This window comes from Actinoplanes aureus, assembly GCF_015704865.1.
In the GTDB taxonomy this organism is placed as follows: domain Bacteria; phylum Actinomycetota; class Actinomycetes; order Mycobacteriales; family Micromonosporaceae; genus Actinoplanes; species Actinoplanes aureus.
The window spans coordinates 21,770-41,707 of record NZ_JADQTO010000013.1; the positions used below are offsets into that span (position 1 = coordinate 21,770).

14 protein-coding genes and 1 pseudogene are annotated in these 19,938 nt (G+C 65.1%); 7 read left to right on the forward strand and 8 right to left on the reverse strand.

Annotated features, from left to right (window positions below; all coding sequences use genetic code 11):
* Positions 1–20: 20 nt before the first annotated feature.
* Together I4J89_RS25950 and I4J89_RS25955 are read right to left on the reverse strand one after the other, a co-directional pair.
* Positions 21–785, reverse strand: a complete 765-nt coding sequence (locus I4J89_RS25950) for a hypothetical protein (RefSeq protein ID WP_196416691.1) — start codon at positions 783–785, stop codon at positions 21–23.
* Entirely contained in the window at positions 782–1,120 is a 339-nt protein-coding gene (locus I4J89_RS25955) for a PadR family transcriptional regulator (RefSeq protein WP_196416692.1), read from the reverse strand. The genes I4J89_RS25950 and I4J89_RS25955 overlap by 4 nt, the downstream gene beginning before the upstream one ends.
* A 554-nt stretch (positions 1,121–1,674) precedes the next feature.
* On the opposite strand from I4J89_RS25955, the gene I4J89_RS25960 reads away from it, so the two are divergent.
* The 3 genes from I4J89_RS25960 to I4J89_RS25970 are packed head-to-tail and all read left to right on the forward strand — an operon-like array spanning position 1,675 to position 6,478.
* The gene (locus tag I4J89_RS25960; RefSeq protein ID WP_230859613.1) at positions 1,675–2,349 is read left to right on the forward strand and encodes a hypothetical protein; all 675 of its coding nucleotides are present in this window, start codon (positions 1,675–1,677) and stop codon (positions 2,347–2,349) included.
* 8 nt (positions 2,350–2,357) lie between these two features.
* Positions 2,358–4,376, forward strand: a complete 2,019-nt coding sequence (locus tag I4J89_RS25965; RefSeq protein ID WP_196416693.1) for a coiled-coil domain-containing protein — start codon at positions 2,358–2,360, stop codon at positions 4,374–4,376.
* 41 nt (positions 4,377–4,417) lie between these two features.
* Positions 4,418–6,478, forward strand: a complete 2,061-nt coding sequence (locus I4J89_RS25970) for a hypothetical protein (protein ID WP_196416694.1) — start codon at positions 4,418–4,420, stop codon at positions 6,476–6,478.
* Positions 6,479–7,013: 535 nt separating this feature from the next.
* Here I4J89_RS25970 and I4J89_RS49855 read toward each other — a convergent pair.
* Positions 7,014–7,199 carry a hypothetical protein gene (locus I4J89_RS49855; protein ID WP_230859614.1) on the reverse strand — a complete coding sequence of 62 codons (186 nt, stop codon included), beginning with the start codon at positions 7,197–7,199 and terminating at the stop codon, positions 7,014–7,016.
* 555 nt (positions 7,200–7,754) lie between these two features.
* On the reverse strand, positions 7,755–8,768 hold the full coding sequence (locus tag I4J89_RS25980; protein ID WP_230859615.1) for a LacI family DNA-binding transcriptional regulator: 1,014 nt from the start codon (positions 8,766–8,768) through the stop codon (positions 7,755–7,757).
* A gap of 768 nt (positions 8,769–9,536) precedes the next feature.
* On the opposite strand from I4J89_RS25980, the gene I4J89_RS25985 reads away from it, so the two are divergent.
* The 3 genes from I4J89_RS25985 to I4J89_RS25995 all read left to right on the forward strand — a co-directional run bounded on the left by I4J89_RS25985 (position 9,537) and on the right by I4J89_RS25995 (position 15,091).
* A complete protein-coding gene (locus I4J89_RS25985; RefSeq protein WP_196416695.1) occupies positions 9,537–10,937 on the forward strand; it encodes a family 43 glycosylhydrolase in 1,401 nt (466 codons plus the stop codon).
* Positions 10,938–11,135: 198 nt separating this feature from the next.
* The gene (locus I4J89_RS25990) at positions 11,136–13,379 is read left to right on the forward strand and encodes a YyaL domain-containing protein (protein WP_196416696.1); all 2,244 of its coding nucleotides are present in this window, start codon (positions 11,136–11,138) and stop codon (positions 13,377–13,379) included.
* Between the two features lie 236 nt (positions 13,380–13,615).
* A complete protein-coding gene (locus tag I4J89_RS25995) occupies positions 13,616–15,091 on the forward strand; it encodes an arabinofuranosidase catalytic domain-containing protein (protein ID WP_196416697.1) in 1,476 nt (491 codons plus the stop codon).
* A gap of 75 nt (positions 15,092–15,166) precedes the next feature.
* Here the strand turns inward: I4J89_RS25995 and I4J89_RS49860 are convergent.
* From I4J89_RS49860 to I4J89_RS26015, 4 genes and pseudogenes are all read right to left on the reverse strand, one after another.
* Positions 15,167–15,443 (reverse strand): annotated as a pseudogene (locus tag I4J89_RS49860) (integrase core domain-containing protein); the annotation flags it as partial.
* 593 nt (positions 15,444–16,036) lie between these two features.
* On the reverse strand, positions 16,037–16,558 hold the full coding sequence (locus tag I4J89_RS26005; protein WP_196416698.1) for an SUKH-4 family immunity protein: 522 nt from the start codon (positions 16,556–16,558) through the stop codon (positions 16,037–16,039).
* A 208-nt stretch (positions 16,559–16,766) separates the two neighbouring features.
* Complete coding sequence (locus I4J89_RS26010; RefSeq protein WP_196416699.1) at positions 16,767–17,678, reverse strand: phosphotransferase family protein; 912 nt, start codon at positions 17,676–17,678, stop codon at positions 16,767–16,769.
* 313 nt (positions 17,679–17,991) lie between these two features.
* A complete protein-coding gene (locus I4J89_RS26015) occupies positions 17,992–18,348 on the reverse strand; it encodes a hypothetical protein (protein ID WP_196416700.1) in 357 nt (118 codons plus the stop codon).
* Between the two features lie 550 nt (positions 18,349–18,898).
* Between I4J89_RS26015 and I4J89_RS26020 the strand changes: the two genes are divergently transcribed.
* Positions 18,899–19,591, forward strand: a complete 693-nt coding sequence (locus I4J89_RS26020) for a DUF998 domain-containing protein (protein WP_196416701.1) — start codon at positions 18,899–18,901, stop codon at positions 19,589–19,591.
* Positions 19,592–19,938 lie beyond the last annotated feature (347 nt).

Here is a 19,938-nt window from a genome sequence, read left to right on the forward strand (position 1 = left end):
CAGATCGGGTACAACGGGGCTCATTGGTCGGGCGTCTCTGATGTTGTCCGCGGCTTGGGCTTTGGGGCCGTTATGCCGCGAATGCGGCGCCACCCGTACGCCGCCGCCGTGGCGAACGTCGCAACCACACCGACCTGTTCCAGGTCCTCCCATACCTTCGCCCAACCGCCGGCCCCATGGAGGCACACGACAGGCACTGCAGTGACCAGCACGACGAGCCAGCTGAGCCGGTCGTCCGTGGTAACCAGCCAGTCCAGCGGCCGGCACGCCTGCCGCCGCGCGTCCTGGGCGCGCATCCTGACCGCTGCGGCGAGGAAGCCCGCGCCGGCACGCAACTGTTGCCGCCTGTTAAGAGCCCGATCGCCAGGATGGCCAAGCAGGTGCGCCGACCATGTTTCGGCGTCGCTGGCGCGTCGCGGACCGGCAACAACCGCGGCCACCGTGATGACGCCCCCGATGAGCCGGCTCCGCGCTCCGGCCAGGGGCTTTCTAGCACGCCGCTTCGGCCCGGTGGGGCCGACGATGTACCCCAGGGAGACGATCACGAGAGCCACCAGGAGGGCACCGACCGCCACACTGACCGCCAGCATCGCCGTGCTTAGCGCAGAGGACCAGAAGGACCCAACGATCTCCCGTTCCAGTGCGTTGGCAATCAAGGTCAACACTGCTATCACGACAATGCTGCAGACCAGGCCAACAATCGCGGCGAAGACCTTGTTCCTAGCCTTGGCGATGCATTGCCAGTGGTCTTCACCGGCGCGATCTTCATGGAAGAACTCGTTCACGATGCCCCGCCGCTTTCAACCTTCGGCGTAAACGGCGCCCAGCGACGACGGCGCGCTGCACGGGCGGCGCGGGCCTCGGCGAGTTGAAGTCGGCCAACGCCGGTCATCCGGTAGTAGCGACGGCGTGGGCGACCAGACGGCTGTTCCGCCTCCTGCCACGATTCGATCCAGCCGATCTCGGCGAGGCGCTCCAAGATCGGGTACACAGTGCCGGGGCCAAGATCCGCTTCGTCGCAGACGCGAAGTCCGTAGACCGGGTCTTCGTCGCTGGCGTGGGTGAGCACGTCGAGCACAGCCAAGGTTGGCTGTGTCAGGCGCGGCCAGTTGCTGGACACGCCATCACTGTACGCGTATATCGAGAACGACACACGAGAAAATGTTCGCGCCCTGAACCCGGCCAGATCCACTCAGGATTCCTCCCGCGCCTCCCGGATCAGTTCGTACGCCACCTGCTGGGCGACGCCCTTCGGCGGCGATGTCGGCGACTGGGCGGCCGGCCTCGCGCTCTTGGGCAACTCGCGCGGCCCTGGCGCGGCGCCATCCCCCTATTTCTGCGCGGTGAAGCTCGATGCGCTCGTGCGTCAACAGGCGCGACGGCCTGTGCCATGACCCGACCGTCTCTCGGCCCCGGCACGCCCGTGTACCGCAAATCGGGGCCCGCCAATCGACCTGATGACCGCTACCGCTGCAGACTGATGCCAAAGGATCCCGCGAACCGGCAAGATTCACGCCACCGGATCGAGTGCCCCGTCCTGCCGCGACCGCACCACGTCCTCGTCCGGCACACCGCATGATCCCGGCAACCGCGGCCAGGACGCCCGAGCCGACATATCGGCCGCGACAGAATCGGGTCTAGGCGTGAAGCATTGATTCCGTTACGTTCCATCCCATGGGGACTACCGCCGGTGACGGAGATCCGTTCTTCGATGCGGTTCGGCTGCTGCTCCTACTCGACGCCGCAGTCACCGACATAGATCTCCGCGAGGCGAACACGGCACCAGCCACCGCTGTGGGCGTCGTGCGGACGCAGACACTCCTGCAGAAGCTCGACTTCTGGCTGCGCTACCCCGACTACCTCGCCGACGAACTCCTCACCGAGTATGAGAAGAGCGGTGAGCCGGTGCTACTGAGACTCGCTGCGCAGATCCTCGATTCCGACGAGCCAGAGCTCCGCCAGATTCCGATGTTGCGGTTCAAGTTCGGTGCCTACGAACCATTGGACATGCCCATGAGCGTGCTGTCCGTCGCCGGTCTGGCCGTTGTGCGCTCCTCTCGCACCGACCAGCGCGTCCGCCACTACGACTACTTCCTGACGACCAGGGGCCGACAAACCGCACGATCCTGTGTCGAAGACTTCCCCAACCTGGCATGGTACGGAAAACGAACCAAACTGGTCGTAGCACTGGCGCAAGGAACCGGCATGACCGGCACAGCCCTACGAAAGAGGCAATACCTCCAAAGGGACTATGCGGGGACGGGCCTGAACGAAGAAATCGCGTCCATCGCCGAACGGGCCCGACAGCGCCTCGCTGAGATGAAGCCGAACGCGGCGGCCCCCGCATGATCCACAACGTGCCCAACGAAGGCGAACTACTCAACAACATCGCGCAAGCCGCTGGAGCCGCCGAGGAAGCCGTCCGATCTGTACTGGCAGACGCCGGCGTCACCCTCACCCGGCCACTTCCGGCACAACGTAGCCTCGTCATTCACCGCCTTTACGTTCGCGGTGAGAAGACCGGTACCACGGAAGGCTCCGACGGGCCCTTCGAATGGGACGTCACCCTCGGCCCTGGAGCCTGGGCAGTAGCCAGCACCATCAACTCCGCCGGCAAGTCAACCATTCTCTGGGCACTGACCTGGCCGCTACGCGGCGAACCCGACGAAACCTACGAGCGGTCAGACACCCGCCGGTGGTTCCACTACATCCGCCTCGACGCAGAAGTCGCCACGGTCCCCGTCTCCTTCCGCCTCAACCTCCAGAACGGAACCCTCCGCGAAGCCGCGCTGCTGACAGCCGACAGGACCGAGCAACTCGCTGCCCTTCCGACTGACGCCGAAGCCGGGTCAGGCGTGCGCATCGTGGAAACGGTCGACAACCAGGACGCATACGCCGCACTGGTAAGCCGCTTCATGCTTCAACGCCTCGCCCTGCCACCGCTGCACGTCTTCAGTGCCACACCCGGCGCCACCGAAGAAGACGGGGCCCGCGACGGCAGTGTCCAGACCCACGGCTGGCCCGCTTACTTCTCCGTCATCGCCCTGGCGTCAGGCAGCGACTCCGTGCTCTTCGGCCGCACCGCCTTCGGCCAACTGCCCACCCGCTACATGCAGGTCTTCCTCGACGTCCCATTCACCGCCGAAGTCATGGGCGCGGACGTCTCCGCCAAGGAGAACCTGCAGGCCAGCCGACACGCCGCCCGACGCGCAACCGCGGACGCAGCCGTACGCACACAGCAATGGCAGCCGCTGCACGACGAACTCGCCCGAGCCCAATCCCGCCTCGACTCCATACGCTCCACCCGGCCCGATCTTCCTGCCCGGCTCAGGGAGGCCCAAGAGTCAACCCGCGCACTCCTTCCCCTTCAACGTCAGCTAGCCCGCGCACAAGACGCATACGAGCGAGCCCGGCAAGCCCGCATACAAGACGAACGCTCGCTTCGAAGAGCATCAGAATCAGCAGCCGCCCGAACCCTGTTCGCCGCGCTCGACCCGCACTCCTGTCCCCGCTGCGAAACCGACATCAGCGAGAATCGGCGCCAGCGAGAGGCTCAGCAACATCGATGCGCGGTATGCGCGAGCCCGCTGCACATCGAGAGCGTCGACGACGACGATCGCCAAGAACTCCTCGACGCACTACAGCACCGCCTCACCGCCTCACGATCGGCCGAGAACAGCGCCGACTCCGCGATGAAATCACTCAAAAGGGCACTGTCACAGGCGGAGGCCCTCGCAGACCAAGCGACAGCGGCCGCCGAACACGAACAGGGCTACGCCGACTACCTGGCAGACCTACGGGCGGCTGAAACCGAGGTCGCGCGACTCAAAGGCGCTCTCGAAGTGGTCTCGAAGCTCGGCGACCAGACACCCGCCGACGACGAAACCGAACGCATCCTGTCCGCAGCCAAGGCCACTCTCAACAAGATCGCTACTGACGCGACACGCGAGCTGTTCGACGAACTGAACGCCGAGATCATCACTCTCGCCCGGCAACTCGGCATCACCAACCTCAAGTCGGTCAAGCTGGACCTCGCCGGCAGAGTCAACGCCCTCAAATCCGACAACACACGCACCACTCCGTTCAGGAGACTCGGACCCGGCGAACGACTTCGCCTTCGCATCGCCGTCGTGGTAAGCCTGATTCGCGTCGGCCGGCGCCACGGCATCCACTCACACCCCGGCCTGCTCGTCATCGACTCACCCGCAGACGTCGAGATCGTCAAAGGCGATGTCCAAACCCTGTTTGACGAACTCCGCAGCCTCGGCGAGGACGAAGGTGTGCAGATCATCCTGGCCACCGCCCGCGACGAAATCTGGGAAACCTTCCCCGCCGACAAGATCTTCGCCGGAGCAGACCGCACACATCTCTACTAGATCAGCGCATATATGCTCTAACCCGACGTAGGGGGTGCGGAATGAACCAAGCGATCACCGCATCCCTGCAAGCATGGGCACTACAAGCAACCGCCGACGAACTTCACGCAGGCCCCCGCGCCGCAGACCTCGGCGGCCTGCCAGCCGTCGCAGCCGACGCCACCCACCTTGCCCCCAGCCCGCTATTCCCCTACCTCATCGACATCGCCGGCCGAGAAAACCAGACAGTAGACGAATCAGCACGCCATCTAATCGACAAAGCGATCCTGCACGGACTCGCAGAACATGACCGCTACTCGTCCTACCTCAGCGCCACCACCCGGCTGATCCGCTACCCGTCACTGACCACCCGCCTCGGCAGACCACTCGAACGGGTGCTTCAACAGCGCGCCGAAGCCGGCACCGACCCGGAAGCCGACGAAACCACAGCCGCTATCGGCGCAACCGCACTGGAACTCTGGCTGCACCTGTGCACAACGCAGATCCTCCGCCCGCACCGCCTGCTAGCACTGCTAACCGAGCTGCCCGACATCGTCACCAACGCGCCCACCGAGATGACCAAGCGCCTACCAAGAATCGCCGGCCTCGCCCACGAGCACTTTCCCGACGACGACCTGCTCACTCTCCTGCACCGCCTCACCGGCATCCCCGACGCGGAAGCAGACGCAGGATTCGAAACAGCGCTGGCCGACCTACGTAGAGCACTCGACGCTGACAACCAGGACCAGCTCGTACACGCCCTCGCGCAAGCCCGCACTGGCTTCGCCGCCGTCGAAGCAACCGACGAAGCACGCCACGACGCCCAAACCTACGCAGCCGCACTCGACGCGATCATGGCCTTCCAGCGAGCCGACACAGCCCCACTCCGCGCCGCCGCGAACCGACTCCGTGACGCGGTCACCCACCACCAAGCCTGGCTCTCCGGAGGCTACCTACCCCCATGGTCCTGGGCGCGAGCCGAAGCCGAAACTGCCTGGCTCCAACTCGCCGAAACCCTCACTACGGCCGCCGAACCACTCACAAGCGACTGCTGGTATCACCCAAGCCAAGCCATCGCAGCACTCCGCGACGCATACCAAGCCGCGAGATCATTCGCCGTGCACGCCGACTCGAACGACCCCCACGGCATAGAGCTACTCATACGGCCAACAATCGAAAGCGCCTTCATCGACGACAAGGCCCGGCTCGCCGTCCTGGACCATGCCCTTGCCCATGATCCAACCTTCGCAGACGATCCCTCCACCCAGCGCCTCCACATTGCTGTCCACCAGGCCCTTCGCTGCAGCCAACCATCACCCGACGCGGCACCCGCAGCAGGGAAGCGTGATGGCCTGGGAAAAGAGCTCAGCCGCCTACCGGCGGTTCTACACCACTTCGGTATTGAAGACGCAATCGAACTTGTAAATAACGTCCCAGCTCGGCTGCAACAAGCCATCGAATCCATTCTGTGGAACGCAAAGATCGCCGAAGCCGAAACAGGCAACATCAAGATCGAAACCAAACTCGGCGAACTCCAACGGCAGCTGGCCGCCTCACCGGACTGGATCGGAGCAAGCGCCGGCCCATTCCAAATGCTGCTCCAGCAAACCATGCTCTTCCTAGTCAGCCGCCACAATATCGGCGCAACCATGGGCGGCGAACGGACCGCCTACCTTAGGACGACGCCGAACTCGGCCGCAGCCTTGGAGAAGCCCTTCCACCAAGACTATAAGGAATGGATCTCTCAGGGGCCGCTCTACAACGTCGCCCAAGCCGAAACTATAGACCGCGGTCGCGGTCGGGCCGACGTACTGGTCAAATTCAGGAACGTCAGCTTCTGCGTTGAATGCAAACGCGAGACGACAGACGCAAGTAAAGATGGACTCCGAAGCTACGCAGGTCAAGCAGCCGTCTACACCGACACTGACATAGCCTTCGCAATTCTTTTAGTTCTCGACCTCACAACGCCACCGACAGGCGCCCCGGACCTGTACTCGAACATGTGGGTCGAGCAGGTGCAGCGCGAAGAGGAAGACAACCCCAGATACATCGTCATTGCACGGCTGCCAGGAAAGAAACCCGACCCTTCGGCAACCAGGACACCGCCGCGCCGCGATGGGTGACGGGAGCCGGTCCGTTTCCCGCGATGCCGCCCGACACGATCAGGCCGCCACTCAGGCGATCCGGAGCCAGGCACGGACGGCAGTAGGGGGCGTCTGACAGAACGGCGGCAACAAAAGTCCAGGTCATATAGGATGTGGAGAGCTCCAAATGGGCGACTGGCGTGGACCCCTTTACTCGGCCGAGTATACTTTTGAGTGACCTGGTAAAACGTTTGTTAGCACGTCGCTGGGCCCTCTAAATGCTGGGGGTCAAGGGGTCGCAGGTTCAAATCCTGTCAGCCCGACCATTAAAAAGCCCTGACCAGCAGGAATGCTGATCAGGGCTTTTGCCTTGCCTGTTCTATTTTGAACCGTCCCCCGAAACTCTCTCCCCGGTGCAGCGATACGTTCGCCCGAGTTTGGACGACGGTGTACCTGCCGAGAATGTCGTACGGGCAGGTCGAGCGGCGTGCTCGTACTCGCGCAGCGAGTGCAGCAGACGTCGGCGGTTGAAGATCAAAATCCGGTCGTGCAGTTGGCGGCGGGAAATCCGCATCTATCGCTCCATCGCCGCGCTCATCCGGGCATTCGGACGCCCGCTGAGCACAACGTTGATGTCTGCGTCGGTGAGGGCCGTGTCGAACTGGGCCGGGTGTTCGCCGTCCTGGTCGCAGATGAGGCCCTTCACCGGGCATCCCGTGTCCTCCAGGTCCATCATCGGGTTGCGAGCGGCCTGGGTCACCCATGCCGCAGTCGGGTGCGCGGTGGCGCCGAGGATCCGGATCCGGCGGCTGGTGGTCGCTGACCGAGGACGTACATGCGGGTGCCGGTCAGTGTGATCGTTTCGAGGAAGTCCGCGGCCGGCAGCCCCTCGGCCTGCGAGCGCAGGAACTGCGCCCAGGTGGTGGCAGCCCGCTCCGGGGGCCGGATCGATGCGCACCCGCAGGCGCAGCAGCACGGCCGGCCATGCCCGATCGGCCGGCTCGAACCGGACCCGTTGTTCGCCGAATTGGCGGTGCAGCACGGCGAGTTGGTGGCGTATTACGTCAGGATCTCCGCGTGCTTGTCGTGGTCGCTGCCCGGCAGTAGCCGCAGGAAGGCGAACGCGTGGGTGATACCCGGAACGCCCCCTGGCCGGCACGGACATTCGTCGGCAGGCAGGACGCCGTGGATCCGGATATGAGGAAGCCCGCAGCGTCGCGTCACCGGCCTTTTGCGTCCACGACCCAGCCATGCCGCTGTGCAGATCAGGAAGGATCTTTAGGAAGGGAGCACTGGAGCGGCTGGCGGATCCGTGTCATGCGTCTTCTTGCCGACCGATCGTCGATTCGCGTATTTCAAGCGTGAAGTCGGCGTAGATCTCGCGGTATTCCTCGGCTCCGCCGCCGATCCTCTCAGCCAGCAGGTCCACCGCGGTGCGGGCGATCTGCTTCTGCCCGGGCTCCACGGACGACAGGGATGGCATGGAGAACCTGGTTTCCTCGATGTTGTCGAAGCCGATCACGGCGACGTCCTCGGGGATGCGCCGGCCGCTGCGAAGCAGCACGTGCATGGCGCCCAGGGCGAGAGTGTCGTTGAAGCCGAAAACGGCATCGATCGGGGTGCCGGAGTCGAGGAGTTCTTGCATCGCCTCCGCACCCGCGGTCCGGTGCCACGACAGTCCGACCACGGGGATCAAGGTGTCGTCTCTCTCGAGACCCGCGGACTCGATGGCGGCCAGATAGCCGTCGAACCTAGTTGTCGCGGCTCCGGCGACCCCGTTGGCTCCGATGGCGGCGATGCGATGCCGGCCGAGATCGAGCAGGTGCTGGGTGGCTGCCCGTGCCGCTTGCACGTTGCTGATGGTCACGTGGTCGACCGGGCCGTTCGACATCCGCTCGCCGAGCAGGACCAGAGGGAAGTCGACGTGGAGGTGGTCGGTTTCGCCTGGTCCGAGTGCAAGGGGAGAGAAGATCACGCCGTCGACGAGGTGGCGTCGTGCTCCGGACAGCATGTCGAGTTCGCGTTCCCGTACGCCGCCCGTCTGCTCGACGATCACCGTCCAGCCCTTGATGGCGGCGGCTTCGATGATGGCGTCGGACAGCTGGGCGAAGTAAGGCAGGCTCAGTTCGGGAACGACGAGGGCGATGATGCCGGTTCGGCCGGCCCTCAGATTCCTGGCGGAGATGTTCATCCGGTAGCCGAGTTGATCGATCGCTGTCAGGACCTTCGCGCGGGTCGACTCCTTGATGTACGGGTAGTCGTTGAGCACGTTGGACACCGTCTTGATCGAGACCCCTGCGCGTGCGGCAACGTCGCGCATGGTGGCCATCGTGCTCCCTCGTTTGTCACCGGCAGGTCATCGACGTTACCCGGTTGTTGCGGAACGCCGTTGACAGTTCCTACATCGATGTAGATCCTGACTTGTACATCGATGTAGAAGCCAATCGGAGGGGCGTCCGGATCGACGGGCAGCTGACCAGCCGTACGAAGGCACCCTCGACGGACCCGCAGTCGACACCCGAGTCGGATGTCGGAGTTTCGGCGACGGGGGAGGCGGCGGGACCACGCGACGTCGAGCCGAGCCCCCGAAGGTGCCGGCTCGCCGACAAATGGCACCTCCTCAGCAGGCGCAGCGATGTTAGCGATAACTTCAGCAAACCTTCATCGACGAGATAGCACGATTGTCAAGCGGCATCTGGCTCTCCTCGATCCCGCAGTGGATCGGCGAGAGATGCCTTTGACGTGCCCGGAAACAAACCAGCGCCAGTCTCTCACCAATGTCATTGGGAAGCATGCTTGTTGACAATCATGAATGTGAGCGTGAACATAGTGAGTGCTTGGCCGTAACACCGAGGTCATAGAAATCGCCTCCTGCAGTGACGTGGCCAACACGCCCTGCGGATGCGGTGAGCCGGCCCGCGAGCGCGACCGGGCTCATCGCGTAGTGCCGTGGCGACGGTCCCGCGAGGGTCACGCAGACAGTGGTGCATGTGGTTCCGGGGAGCCGCATCGGAGCAGTTGAGGAGTGTTCATGTCTCTCCAAAATTGGCGGCGAGCGACGCGACGACTGTGGTCGGCATTCGTAGCAGGTGCCGTCGTGCTTTCGGTGGCCCTGGTCGGCCTGCAGAGCCCGGCGTCAGCAGCCGGACCGGCGTTCACCAATCCCGTGGTGGGCTCGCCGAACAGTGGTGACCCGACCCTGGTTCACCACAACGGCTTCTACTACTACGTGGCGACGACGTGGTCGTCCGACGTGGTGATGCGCCGTTCCGCGACGATCGCCGGGCTGCGCAGCGCCCCGGAACAGGTGGTGGTACGTACCGGCGGTGACACGATGTGGGCGCCGCACCTGGAGATGGTCAACAACCGCTGGTACCTGTACTACTCGGTGGAGGGCTTCGGTGCCGCCCGGCGTACCCATGTCGCGGAAAGCGCAGGTAGCGACCCGCTCGGCCCGTACACCAGCCGGGGCATTCTCAATCTGATGCCGAACAACGGCTGGGCCATCGATGCGGCACTGGTGCGGCTCAACAATGCCCTGTACATGACCTTCTCGGCGTTCGCCCCGGACGGTCTGCAGTCGCTGTACCTGGCCCCCATGTCGAACCCGTGGACTGCCAGCGGGTTCGGTGTCCGGGTCTCCGCCCCGACGCTCGGCTGGGAACGCCAGGACGGCGCGGTCAACGAGGGCGGCTTCCTGCTGCAGCGCAACGGCCGGACGTTCCTGACGTACTCCGCCAGTCACTGCAACGGTCCCAACTACAAGCTCGGCATGCTCGAGTACCGCGGCGGTGATCCCCTGAACGCGACCTCCTGGTTCAAGTTCCCGAACCCGATCTTCCAGCGCAACGATGCCGCCGGCGTCTTCGGACCGGGTCACCATTCGTTCTTCTCCTCGCCCGACGGCACCGAGACCTGGATCGCCTATCACGCGAACGCTTCAGCGAGCCAGGGCTGCGGCACGACCCGCACGACCCGGGTGCAGAAGATCTCGTGGAACGCCGACGGCACCCCCAACCTGGGAGTTCCGGTCTCCACCGCGACGGTGCTGCAGGCTCCCTCGGGTGAGAACGGCGCACTGCCGCCGGCCAGGGAGATCCGTAACCGGCACAGCAACCTGTGCCTCGACGACTACAACTTCGTGACGACCCCCGGTGCCGAGGTCCGGCAGTGGGCTTGCTCAGACCTGCCCGTACAGGACTGGGAGATCACCGACGCCGGCGGCGGCTTCTCCCAGATCGCCAACCGCCACAGCGGCTTGTGCCTGGACAACACGAACTGGGGCACCACGGACGGTGCGACCGTGCAGCAGTGGACGTGCAACGGTCTGGCCGCGCAGCACTGGCGGGTGAACCCGCTGGGCAACGGCTTCTCCACGATAGTCAACCGCCACAGCGGCCTCTGCCTGGACAACTACAACTTCGGCACCGCCAACGGCTCCGAGGTACGCCAATGGACCTGCACCAACAACAACGCCCAGCAGTGGGCCATCTCCTGACACCCGCCCAGTAGCTCATAGCAGGGGCAGCGGTCCCCGCAACACCACGCCGTCGCCCCTGCTGCCCGGCACATCCTCCTCGACACGGCGGGCCCACCCCAGCCATCGCTTCGCGCGACAGGTCGAACCCGCCCGTGCATCCCCGAACGACGCGCGACGTGGTCACCACCCCGTCGTGACGTGGAAGGAAGCCGAACCATGGACACGATCACGACTAGAAGGAAGCGCCTACGACGACTGACGGCTGTGGCCGGCGGCGCGGCGATCGCGCTGGCCGCAGCGCCGCTTCCTCTCGCCGCGGCAGCCGATGGCGATCTGCTGCGCTCCGGCGGTTACGAGCTCGTCCTCAACTCCGGCGCCACCGGCCAGCCGGTCGTCGTCCGCGACGCAACAACACAGGCAGCTGTTCTGGCGGAGTCGCTGCCACTGCAGTTGATCATCAAGAGCGGCACGAACCCGGTCGACGTCAGCGGCCGGTACACCACGGTGGGCCTGCAGGGCGACGAGCTGGTCGGCACGGGGGACGTACGTACCCCCGGCGGGAGTGTGTTCCGGTTCCGGGACAGTTACCGCGTTGCCCAAGGCGGCGGCTTCTCCGCAAGCCGGACGGTGACAGTCGTGACCGCGTCCGCCGCGGACCAGGGGTTCAATTCCCGATTCACGATCGGTGCGGCAAACCCGCGGCCGTTGCAGGACTACCAGTTCCTCGCGCCCGGCGTGTGGTATGACCGCAACCGCAACGTGCCGGCCGGTGCGCTGGCCAGCAACCTCAATGACAACTTTCTGTACTTCCGCGAGATGCGGATGCCCCTGCCGTTCGTCATGATGCACGATCCCGGCAGTGGCCTGGACGTGAGCCTGGCGCACCAGAATCCGCGGGCGGCGTCGCCGGTCGACGAGGGATCCGCCGCGTGGCTGGTCAACAGCGGCATCACCTACGCTGCTCTCGGCGCGCAACGCGTCCCCGCCACCAAGCTGGCCATCGTCTATCCCGGCATGGAAGGCGAGAAGAACTACGTCAACCGCGGTGCTGCGTGGGTACGCCGCAGCAACCCGGTGACCGCCGGATACACCCAGAACTACGAGTTCCGTATCCGTACCGGCCGGACCGCGGACTTCGCCGCCGCCGCACGCGACGCGTGGCGCTACCACTGGAACATGCAGAACCCCCAGATCACCAAGGTGCCGGTCGAGCAGATCTACCGGTCGTCGATGGACGTGCTGGCGTCCTACACCTCGACATGGGGCGGGGCGCCAGGGCTGCCGTTCAGCGTCAATCTGCCTCAGGGCACGGTCAAAGAAGTCAGCTACCAGATGGGCTTCGTCGGACAGCAAATTCCCGCGGCGTACCTGATGCTTCGCGACGGCTACCTCAACACCCGCCCGGACAACGTCACCAAGGGCAGGCAGATCCTCGACTTCTGGGCGAACAACTCCTCAGCAGCGTCCGGCCTGCCGAGAACCTGGTACGACGTCAACCCGCCGGGATGGCGCAGCTTCTACCCCACCTACCTGCGCATCGCCACCGACGGCATGGAAGGCATGCTCAAGGCCAGCCGGCTGATGCGCGACCGCGGCACATCCGTCCCCGCATGGGAGAACTACGCCCGCCGCTTCGGCGACTGGCTCGTCACCCACCAGAACCCAGACGGCTCGTACTACCGCTCCTACAACCTCGCCGGAACGGCACCGGACAACCAGGCCAAGTACAACACGCACAACGCTGTTCCCTTCCTTATGGAACTGGCTGCCTACACCGGTGACACGCGATACCGCGCGGCCGCCCTGCGCGCCGGTGAATTCGCCTGGCAGAACGTCCACCTGCCGTCGGCCTACGTCGGCGGCACACCCGACAACAACAATGTGACCGACAAGGAAGCCCCGTCTCTGGCCCTGCGCGCTTTCCTTTCCCTGTACGACCACACCCGCGACGCCCGCTGGCTGCAAGCTGCCCAACGCGCCGGCGACTTCGCCGAAACCTGGGCGTACGCCTGGAACTACCCGGTGGCCTCCAGCCGGGCTGCCTACGCAAAATACGGGGTACGCGGACAGAGCCTCATCGCCACCGGACACCCGGCCATGGACACCTGGCACTCCGCGAGCCTTTACGACTTCTATCGCCTGTACCGCGCCACGAACGACCCGCACTACCTGCAGTACGCACGGCTACTGGCCAACGAAGCCAAACTCACCACCCAATATCCAGGCAACTCACTCGGCTACGCCCGCGACGGTCTGCTCGAGGAGGCCATCGGACTGTCTGACCTGCGATACGGCGGAGTCAGCCTGTGGCTACCTTGGAACTCGGTCGCCCACGCCGAACCTCTGGCGCTGCTGAAAGACACCTACGGCAACATGGACATCGACGCGCTGTCCGCCAGCCCCAGCCGAGCCGAGCACTCCGGCGCCGACTGGCAGAACCATCCCCAGCAGACACGGTGACTGTTCCTGGAAGGCTGCAACGCGGTCGTCCCTCGCGTCGCCGAGGTGCGGCATCAATGCGGAAGGCACCGCCCCGCCACAACCGTAAAGACGCGCGCCCCCCGCACCCCTGGTGACGTTCGAAGAAATGCTGGCGCCTAGCGCGCATGGAGCTTCTGATCGGTGGCGATCCATGCCGTCCCGATATAGGTAAACCAGAAGGGAATAATATGCTGTCAAAGAGAAATCCTGCTCGAATGCCGCGCACAATCATGCTGGCAGTCGCCAGCTTGGTAGCCACGACCGTCATGGTGCCGAGTAGTGGCGGTACCGCGCACGCGGCGCCCGTCATGCCGTGCGACATCTACGCAAGCGGCGGTACGCCCTGCGTCGCGGCGCATTCCACTACTCGCGCCCTTTACGGTGCCTATACGGGCCGGCTTTACCAGGTCCGGCGCCTGTCGGACAACGCTGTACGCGACATCTCGGCTCTGACCGCCGGCGGAGTGGCGAACGCCGGCGCGCAGGACGCGTTCTGCGTGAACACGACGTGCCTCATCACCGTCATCTACGACCAGTCGCCGCGCGGGAACCACCTCACGCAGGCGCCCGGGGGCGCCTTTGCCGGACCGGAGCCGGGCGGCTGGGACCGACTGGCGACGGCGACGGCTGCGCCGGTCACGGTCCGTGGCCAAAAGGCGTACGGCATCATGATCACTCCGGGGACGGGCTACCGGGACAACGTGACGAACGGGATCCCAGTCGGTGACCAGCCGGAAGGCATCTACTCCGTCCTGGACGGCACGCATTACAACAACGGCTGTTGTTTCGACTACGGCAATATGGAGCCGAGCGTGACCGTCACCAACCTCGGCGCCATGGAAACGATCTACTTCGGGCTCGGCGGCGGATGGGGTGCCGGCGGCGGATCAGGTCCGTGGATCATGGCCGACCTGGAAATGGGTATCTTCTCCGGCCGGAACCGTGGCACCAACACAGCGAACCCGCCACTCAGTCATCGGTTCCTGACGGCGATCGTCAAGGGCAACTCGGGCAATCAGTGGGCGATCCGCGGCGGCAACGCCAACAGCGGTTCGCTGCTCAACATCTACGAGGGTCCACGTCCCGACGCCAATTACAACCCGATGAGAAAGGAAGGCGCTATCGGCCTCGGCATCGGGGGCGACAACAGTCCCTGGGGTGCCGGCACGTGGTACGAGGGTGCGATGACGGCCGGTTACCCGTCGGCCGCCACCGAGAATGCCGTGCAGGCCAACATCGCGGCTGCCGGCTACACCGCCGCTGCGCCGCCGGCGCAGACGCGGACGATCCGCAACCAGCACAGCAACCTCTGCCTCGACGACTACAACTGGGCGACCAACGACGGCGCCGAAGTCCGGCAGTGGGCCTGCAATGGTTCCGCCGTCCAGCAATGGGACATCAGGCCCGCTGCCGGGGACTGGTCCACCATCGTCAACCGGCACAGCGGCAAGTGTCTGGACAACTACAACTTCGGCACCGCCAATGGCGCCGAAGTCCGCCAGTGGACCTGTACCGGCAACGACGCCCAACTGTGGCGGATCGTCGACGCGGGCAGTGGCTTCTCCTGGATCATGAACAGACACTTCAACCACATGTGCCTGGACGACTACAACTGGGAAACAGCCAACGGCGCCGAGGTGCGCCAATGGGAATGCAACACCCTGCCCACGCAACGGTGGCGCATCTCCTGATCAGGAAAATGCGTGCACCCAGTGGTGGGTCGCGTCATGGGACACGGCGCACCACTCGGGGTGGCATGGGACCTGCTAGCTGTGATGTCCAGCCAGGTTGTTCAACCGGGTGATGGGTGCCAGTTTGCCCACGGCGATGGGGGGCCGGTGATGGTTGTAGTCGTGCTGGAAGGCGGGTAGTGCTGCGCGGCGAGCTCTTTCGGAGGGGTAGAACTTCGCGAAGGCCCAGCCGTCGGCCAGGTGCGGTGGAAGCGTTCGACCTTCCCGTTGGTCTGTGGCCGGTAAGGGCGGGTCTTCTTTATGGTTATGCCAGTTCGGCGCAGGTGTCGCGCCAGAGATGGGATTTGTGGGCTCACTGGGCCCGCGACTTCCTGAAAGTTCCCGGAACACCCCGTTCTGCGTGCTCGCGCTCCCGCCCGGGCAGTCCCGGACCCTGCTCTGGGTCGTGTGGCGCGGGCCCCGTTTATCCCCCCGAAACCCCGCCTGCGCAGCGAAGCCGGCCCGGGCTGACCTGCCGGGCCTTGCCCACGGGTCACGGACGTAGCAGCGGTAATGCTGGTCGCTGTGCGCCCCGCCTGGAGAGCCCGACATACCGGCGCAGCAAGCGTTTGCCGGTCGTCGTATCGCGACAGTCGCACTGTTCGAACAAGCCTGGCGTCGACTTCGCGTGCTCCGGGATCCGTGGCTTACGGAATGGTCGGGCTCGGTACCGCCCATTGGGCCGTGTTGCCGTGCATGGTCAGCGGGCGATGCGCCCTGTTGTCGGCGTACGGGTTCCGGTGCGAAGTCGGGTACGCCAAATGAGTACAGACCAGGGCGTGGAGCACTCGGGACGCTGCGGCGGCGACCGACCTGGCGATTCGCGTCCACTGATCACGATGAGTAGCCGGTGGGCGAGGGGCTGGCGCTCGCATCGCGGCCAGAAGCGGATGAGGTTGGCCGAGATCAGAAGAGCCACCGGTCGAGCACTCCGGGCCAGAATTGCCGCTCGTGATCGCCGTCTGCGATGGCGGCCGGATCAATAATCTCAATCCGACGGAGCAGATCGGCAAGCTCGGCGAGTGCCTGCTCCTCCGCCTCGGCGCTCTCGTCCCAGCGGTCGAAAGCGGACGACTCGGCGAAGCAACTGCCGACCATGTGTAGCGAGCACAACCATTGGCTGATCGAGGAGTTCACAAAGGAACTGTCCCCACGCCCGTCCGCCGGCCACAGCCGAATCTCGCCGGTTTCCGGTACGGCGCCGTATTCCCAGGTGGTGTGTGCGGGCCCGTCGTTGGACTCGAAAGCCAGCCTGTACATCGTCGGCGCGGCGCGGAAAGAGACCTCCTCGACGAGGTCGTCGAGCAACGGCACGCCGCTGAAAATCAGCGCAGCCTTCTCCGATTGCGGAAGTCGCCATGCCGCCACGTCTGTCTCGGTCGCGCGCCTGACACGCCCGCGGCCGGCCCAAGACTCGAGTTGTTCCATCGTTGGCGGTATCGCAGGCCGATCAGAAACCACGTCCAGACGATAGTCCGGCGGCTTCACCGCAGTGCATCCGCCGACATCCGTTCATCGGCTGAGCATCGCTGGCTACGTTCCGCTGACGCGCCCCCCGCGCGTCAACCTGCTTGTCCTTGGCGGAGAACAAGCCGACCAGCATCACGTCGGCGCCCGCCATTAGGCTGGACAAACTTCACGCGTACGCCTCCTGGAACCAACGGGTTGCGAGCAGCGACGCCCGCTGCCGGACCCGCTCGACGCCCGCCGGGGTGTTGTAGGCGGCGAACGGTGGCCACTGGAACACGTAGACGGCCATCTCCTCGGCGAGTAACGCCCGTTCCAGCGCGCGACGCCCGACGTCACGGTTCCTCAGATAGGCGGCGGCGAGTTCGGGCGGTGCCGTCACCCCGGCGGGCGCCGCTCGCACGTTGAGGAACGACAGGTCCGCACCCGGCCGCCCGGTGCCGGACATCTGCCAGTCGAGGAAGATCAGCGACTCGTCGGCCACTGCGATGTTGCCGGTGTGGCAGTCGCCGTGCACGAACACCGACGGCAGTACATCCATCGCGTTCGCCAGCTCCTCACGTGCCGCGATGACGTCGGCGAGGCGCGGCAATGTCGCACCCCAGAACCGGTCTACGGCGACGAGATCAGGGGCTGCGAGAGCCGAACGCAACGTGTCAGGGCGAGCCCATCCGAACTCGCCCATGTCCGTCTCGTGCAGCGCGGCCAGGTCGCGGCCGAGCGCCGCCCACATAGCCGGCGTCCACGCTCCGGCAGGGACCGGGGTGCCCGTTGCCGCCAGTAGCAGCGTGATGCCCTTGTCATCATCTGCTGCCGTCAGCAGCCTCGGCGTGCACACCGGCACCCGAGCCGCCAATTCCGAGTAGAAACGCAGCTCACGTCGGGCGGCAGTGAGTGCCTCCGATCCCAGCGCCACCGGCGTCAGCTTGAGATAGGCGGCGTCACCACTCGAGGTCCGTACGGCGTGGACACCGGCGCCCGAGCGCGACTCCAGGCTTGCCGGTGACTGATCCGGCTCCAACCCGAAGCGCTGCAACGCGGACCGCAAGAGACTGCCGCCAACGGAGCGATCGGACTGCACATCGCGAGTTTATCAATGGCGATTCGTTCTCACTTGTAGTCCGACTGACAGGGAATCCACGACCGTTCCTCGGCGACAAATTCCGAGACGCACTCTTCTCGGCTAAGTCGTGCATGCGATCCTCGACCCCGGACGAAACGGACGGTGACTGTCGGGTCTAAGCTGACACGCAGTGACAGCGGCAGCTTCGGCAGGCGAATCCGGCCTTGTAGTGTGTTCGGTAGCCCGCGTGCTCGTGTAGGCCCGGCGGACCTGCATTCCAAGGTTGGCGGCGCGGCCCGGTCCGTTGCGCCGGGTATGCCGGGATGGATGGCTATCCGAAGATGCGTCTTGCCCATCGCACCTCACCGCTGTTGTCGACGTAGATCAACGCCACCACGATCTCGCGTTCAGCGTCCGCGAATGGGATGGGCCCATCGCCCCATTGGCGGAACCACGCGGTCATTGTTCCCGCCTCAGTGGCCGGCGCGTCCACCGCCGCGGTGGGCAGGTTGGTACGGCCATTGACATCGGTGTAGTTCGTTTCCGCGACTCCTTCCAGCCAGTCATAATGCTGGGCCAGGGCCTCATAAGCGCCTGCCCAGTTCGATCCCGTCGCGCCCTCGGAGTTCCAGCCCCCGTCTGCGGCCAGCGGACGTGGCGGAGTCACGCGCCCGTCGAGCGCGAGCAACTGGAACGACCCATTGGAATGTGCTGACGCTGACCACCGAAGCCGAACCACCACGGATTGGCTCGGACCGTGAAGCCGAGTTGCCGTGCGCGGTGGCGCGCCAAGCCGGACGGCCACATCCTCGAAGGTGTCCTGCGTAGCAAGAGCGGCCTCAACATGAACCGCTAGCCCATCCCCGCCACGAGCCCACTCCCGTTCCCGCTGCACGCGCAGAAGTACAACGCCGACAACGACAAGTACAGCGGCTGCAACTACAGAGGCGATCACGGCCCGTCTCACTGCCGCATTGTCACAGATGTCCTCGCGGACAGGAGTCGATGCCGTCGATGTTCGTCCGCCGTGCAACCGCAGATCTGCAGGTAGCACGGGCGCGGACGCCGGACTGGCAGGGCCAGCTTGTGGCTGCGACCTGTCTTCCGCGTTTGCAGCGGGAAGAGGCGCGGATCGCGGCAGGAGCGCGTCTGGCTCGGCCCGGTAGGGCTAGCCCTACCGAAATCACGGGGTGCTGCCGCAGTGCCCCGGAGGCGTCGCCGTTGATGTACTCGGACTCATGCGATCTTCTCCTGCGGCCACCATAGGCGCCCTCTGTTGGGTTGCCGCTGCTCCGTTGTTCCTGACCGCGAACGTCGTCGTCGGACTAGCCTGGGACGATCCAGCCTTCAGCTGGGCGAACAACAACATCAGCGATCTGGGGAACGTGACCTGCGGCGTTTGGGACACCACCCGTCCCCGGTACGTCTGCTCACCGTGGCACGACACCATGAATGCGGCCTTCGTGCTGACCGCGGCTCTGCTCATTGCCGGGCTGGTGTTGACATGGCGGATGTGGGGACAGGGAAAGGCGGTCCGCTGGGGCCGGTGGCTGATGGCGTTCGGGGCGGCCGGTCTGGGGCTGGCCGGCGCTTTCCCCGCAGACACCAACGAGAACATGCACCTGCTCGGCGCATTGTTCGTCTTCGTGTGCGGGAATGCGGGATTGCTGGCCGCAGGGTGCGCCCGCAATGGCACGCTGCCGGCTCGGTTACGGCCGGCGACCCTGACGCTCGGCGTGCTCGGAACGGCCGGCAGCGTACTTTTCATCGCACAGCAAGGGGTAGGCCTGGGCCTAGGAGGAATGGAACGTGTCGCTGTCTTCCCCTTGCAGATATGGGCCTGCTACGCCGGCTGCTTGCTGTACCGGACAGCGCGCAGGAATCGCTTCCGCGAGAATCGAAGCACCGGAGAAGCGAGCAGCAAGAGATAGCGCCAGGTCGACCACGGAACGTAACGGCCCGTCATCGGCCAACGCGCACGATCGGCGGCAGATCCGGATGCCGACGAACTCCAGGTGATGACTCCGTCTGCCAGGGTGCGGGAAGGGTCGTAGCGTGTCTGGAAGTTCCCGACCAACAACCTCGTCGTCGATGGCGATCCCGCCGTGGAGGCCGTCACCGCGGAACGTCTCCCGCAGGTAGTCGACGAACCAGTCACCGAACTGGTCCTCCTCGTTACAGATCATCCCGTAGATCTGGAAGTTGGCGCCGTTGTCGGGCAGCAGGACGTGTTAGTTCGTGCCGCCGCTGTAGTTGGCCTTCGTTGCGATTGCGGAGC

Bases quoted from the DNA above. Each gene is read 5' to 3' on its own strand.
- I4J89_RS26005 (WP_196416698.1), bottom strand. From the start codon at position 16,558: ATGGAACAACTCGAGTCTTGGGCCGGCCGCGGGCGTGTCAGGCGCGCG.
- I4J89_RS25995 (WP_196416697.1), top strand. From the start codon at position 13,616: ATGCCGCGCACAATCATGCTGGCAGTCGCCAGCTTGGTAGCCACGACC.
- I4J89_RS25990 (WP_196416696.1), top strand. From the start codon at position 11,136: ATGGACACGATCACGACTAGAAGGAAGCGCCTACGACGACTGACGGCT.
- I4J89_RS25980 (WP_230859615.1), bottom strand. From the start codon at position 8,768: ATGGCCACCATGCGCGACGTTGCCGCACGCGCAGGGGTCTCGATCAAG.
- I4J89_RS25960 (WP_230859613.1), top strand. From the start codon at position 1,675: ATGGGGACTACCGCCGGTGACGGAGATCCGTTCTTCGATGCGGTTCGG.
- I4J89_RS25970 (WP_196416694.1), top strand. From the start codon at position 4,418: ATGAACCAAGCGATCACCGCATCCCTGCAAGCATGGGCACTACAAGCA.
- I4J89_RS26020 (WP_196416701.1), top strand. From the start codon at position 18,899: ATGCGATCTTCTCCTGCGGCCACCATAGGCGCCCTCTGTTGGGTTGCC.